Below are 3,545 nucleotides of genomic sequence, written 5' to 3'. Positions count from 1 at the left end.
TTGGAGGTACTCAGGCGGCCTGATTATCAAATCACGGAGAAAGAATTGCTGGCGGCCTGGGTATTATTCGCCAATCAGTTGCTCAAATATGGCTATGCTATGGCTGATTTATGAGGGGATCCTTCAGTACTGGGTCATGAAGTAAAATATCCGCAAATTCCCCTCTGTCAGAGTCGATATCGAGTAAATATGTATGATTATCAAAACTGATTGAAGGAGACTGCAAGGACACTGTTTTATTTAATTTTTTTGATAGGTAGCTATTTATCCACACTACACGCTCGTCGTATCCATCAATAAATTCATTAAAAAAATAACCAGCAAAGAACTTTGTATAGAGGTTCCGCTCTTTTTCTGATTCTAAAACACATGGCCCTGAATTAAAAATCATACGCAATCCTAATTGTAAGAAACTAACGCTTTGCTAATTGGCTGCCGCAGCGTAACGTAGGCAGTCCAGTGGAGGCCACGCTGTTTGTGGCCGGAATGAAATTAAGCAACTTGTTAGGAGTTTTTCTGTCCGCCATTAATTAGCTCTTTATTGACCTCATTGATGAACGCCTCAACCACCTTTAGCGAAAGCCCACTTTTATGGAAGTGGATTTTTGCCTGTTTTTCCTTATAACTGACTAGCTCTGCTTCGATTATTAATTCGTTATCGAGTGTGCATTCCAAGCTAAGTGTATCGAAGTCGTTAGCGCTTGTAACAACAAGGGTATATTTTCTTCCTTCAATTTCCATGTTACTCAAGACTCCTAAGGCTTTGCTAATTGGCTGCCGCAGCGCAGCAAAGGCAGTCCAGTGAGGCCATACTTGTTGTGGCCGGAACGATATTAAGCAACTTGTGTACGCCCAGCATGGGCATGAACTAATGAGGTGAAAGTCCTCTGTAGGAAGATCACCGTTCAATAACATGCTGTTATTAAACGTTAACTACTAGCGAATGGCAAGGGCTTATCCGCGAGGATTGGTTTGAAGGAAGCCGCTAGCAAATTTGCGAGCTGATGAACAAGAACATCATATGAGGCGTAGGCTAGAGGTGAGTTGGCAGGGCCTCCCCCACGCAGTAAGGGGACAAGACGACGAAACCACGTGATCTAATGGCCACCGTAAATGATGCAGCAGTGCAAAGAAAGTTCATGCTCCCCCTTCTGTTAATAAAGAGTGGGGAGATCTGTTTAACACGCGATCGGTCATTAACCAGTCAGGCTCTGGTTTATAAGTGCCTTGGCTTTTCAGTGTCATCGACAGAAAAGAGCGAACCAGATGAAAACCGATAGCGCATGACGGGGCAACTCGGCATGTGATTAAGCAGAAGTCAGCAGACGGCATAGTAGCCCAACGCCCATCGTAATGGATGGGATAGCATACCCCGCGTTAGCGTTGTGGGTACATGGTGAAGGCCTGAACATTTAGAAGAAGGAGGAGTCTTGTCAAACTTGTTGATACCCACTACGTCGCCAGACGATTACTATCAGCAGCGTATTGATATGCAACCGGCCTTCAACAGCGATTTATTCCAACAACTGCTTCAGCCTGAGAATCTACACCGAGCTTGGCGACAGGTTAAAGCCAATAATGGGGCGGCTGGTATCGATGGCATGACCATCGAAGCCTTCCCGCTTTGGGTGCAGCAAGGCGGTTGGCAACAGTGTAAATCTCAACTTGAGTTAGGTGAATATCAACCCTCAGCAGTCAGACGCGTAGAGATCGACAAACCCGATGGCGGTAAACGCAAACTGGGTATCCCTAACGTCATTGATCGTGTGATACAGCAATCAATTGCTCAAATTCTCACGCCGTTGTTTGACCCTTCCTTCTCGGCTAATAGCTTCGGCTTTAGACCGAATAGGAATGCCAAACAAGCAGTCTTGCAAGTCAGGGATATCATCAAACATAAACGCAAATTTGCCGTCGATGTTGATCTGTCCAAGTTCTTTGATCGAGTAAATCATGATCTCTTAATGACTCAGTTAAGGAGCAAGGTACAGGATAAGCGTCTGCTGGCGCTTATTGGTAAATACCTGCGTGTTTGAAGCAAGCTTCGAAGGTGTACCTCAGGGCGGCCCACTCTCACCATTACTATCAAACATCATGTTGGATAGTCTGGATAAAGAGCTGGAAAGCAGAGGGCATCACTTCGCCCGCTACGCGGATGACTTTATCATCTTGGTCAAGTCTCAACGAGCGGGCGAACGTGTCCTCAAGAGTATTACTCGCTATCTTGCCACTAAGCTAAAACTGGTTGTTAACGAACAGAAAAGCCAAGTGGTTAAGGTAGGCCAAAGCAAGTTCCTAGGGTTTACCTTTAACCGCGGAAAGATCCAATGGCATGCAAACACTCTGCACATCTTCAAACAAAAGATAAGACGACTGACAAACCGCAATTGGGGCGTGAGCATGAGCTATCAATTGTTTAAAGTGCGGCACCTCTTGTCAAACAAGAGAGCAAGGCTAGATCAACTACTTTGGCATAGCCAATGCCTACCAAGGATGTGTCGCTGATTATTTAGAAAGAGTGACCATTAGATCCGTCGTCGAGTACGTATGTGCTACTGGCGTCAATGGCGAAAGCCACGGACTAAGGTACAAAACTTACTCAAACGTGGCGTCAGGATCCAAGCGGCCGTTGCTTGTGGCATTACAAGCAAAGGGCCGTGGCGAAGCTCGAAAACACCAGGGATACAGCAAGCGCTGAGTAATGAGTATCTCAAGAAAGCAGGTTTATGTTCACTGAGAGATGGATGGATTGCAGTTCATTATCCTAACCAGAAAGTGAGTTAGTCGTTCTAAATGAACCGCCCTGTGCGGAGCCGCATGCAGGGTGGTGTGGGGGCTGGAGGCTAAATACCTCCGGCTACCCGATTAGGCGATTCTGAGGTTACTGGCATAGTTGCTCAATTATTTTTTCGAAATCAGGGTATTCGGATTTTGCCCTTCCAATAATTTCAGAAGCTGTGCTTTCGTGTTGTGGAGCAAACTTCTTAGCAAATGCCAGAAACTCTTCGTTCTTTGGCCTGTCTAGGCCGGGATAAGCTACGGCCTCATATGGGCCAATGCCATTAGCGAATAACCAAACATAGTCTCTAAAGTTTCGGGCGATTACTCCAACTTCACCCTCAGAGCCAAAAAATACGATTGGCTGCTGAAGCAAATCGCTATCATTTCTCACAAGCCAAATTGCAACATAACCCCCAGTTCCATCTTGGCCAAATATCAAATATTCACTACCATCAAGCGAACTGTTTCCAGTCCATGCCTTAATCCAATCAGAAGCATCCTCTTCAGAATAGAACTCATCAAATGGCTCGAAGTCTATTCCATCTCCATCAGCATAATCTATTTCAATTGCATGCAATTTTTTTAAGACATCTGGAAATTCTCTTTCCATGTTAAATCTCCGATTCTGATTTGACCGCCTAACGTCTTAGTATTTATGCGCTGCGCTGTTTGCAGGGCATAAATCGCTTGTTGGACTTGGCCGCTGCCACATCCGTGTAAATGGGTATGAATAATGCTATAGGAATTTGCTTTTTTGCGGTAGC

Annotated in this window: 4 protein-coding genes and 1 pseudogene; 1 reads left to right on the top strand and 4 read right to left on the bottom strand. The window is 45.3% G+C overall.

Going from position 1 to position 3,545, the window contains the following annotated elements; translation table 11 throughout:
• Nucleotides 1–97: 97 nt before the first annotated feature.
• Nucleotides 98–391 (bottom strand): hypothetical protein, encoded by a 294-nt coding sequence (locus tag K5Q99_RS21485; protein WP_220778081.1) that lies wholly within the window; start codon nt 389–391, stop codon nt 98–100.
• Nucleotides 392–504: 113 nt separating this feature from the next.
• Nucleotides 505–741 carry a hypothetical protein gene (locus K5Q99_RS21480; protein WP_220778080.1) on the bottom strand — a complete coding sequence of 79 codons (237 nt, stop codon included), beginning with the start codon at nt 739–741 and terminating at the stop codon, nt 505–507.
• Between the two features lie 689 nt (nt 742–1,430).
• On the opposite strand from K5Q99_RS21480, the pseudogene ltrA reads away from it, so the two are divergent.
• Nucleotides 1,431–2,784, top strand: a pseudogene (gene ltrA, locus K5Q99_RS22845) (group II intron reverse transcriptase/maturase).
• A 97-nt stretch (nt 2,785–2,881) separates the two neighbouring features.
• Here the strand turns inward: ltrA and K5Q99_RS21470 are convergent.
• On the bottom strand, nt 2,882–3,391 hold the full coding sequence (locus K5Q99_RS21470; protein ID WP_028760234.1) for a hypothetical protein: 510 nt from the start codon (nt 3,389–3,391) through the stop codon (nt 2,882–2,884).
• Nucleotides 3,364–3,545 (bottom strand): hypothetical protein (locus tag K5Q99_RS21465; RefSeq protein WP_220778079.1); only part of this gene is annotated, 182 nt, incomplete at its 5' end. The genes K5Q99_RS21465 and K5Q99_RS21470, both read right to left, overlap by 28 nt.

This window comes from Shewanella hafniensis, from assembly GCF_019655335.1.
Classification (GTDB): domain Bacteria; phylum Pseudomonadota; class Gammaproteobacteria; order Enterobacterales; family Shewanellaceae; genus Shewanella; species Shewanella hafniensis.
Note: the sequence above shows the minus strand (reverse complement) of the source record. Positions and strands in the feature narration are given on the sequence as shown.

Coding starts and splice junctions, on each gene's coding strand:
- K5Q99_RS21485 (WP_220778081.1), bottom strand. CDS start 391: ATGATTTTTAATTCAGGGCCATGTGTTTTAGAATCAGAAAAAGAGCGG.
- K5Q99_RS21480 (WP_220778080.1), bottom strand. CDS start 741: ATGGAAATTGAAGGAAGAAAATATACCCTTGTTGTTACAAGCGCTAAC.
- K5Q99_RS21470 (WP_028760234.1), bottom strand. CDS start 3,391: ATGGAAAGAGAATTTCCAGATGTCTTAAAAAAATTGCATGCAATTGAA.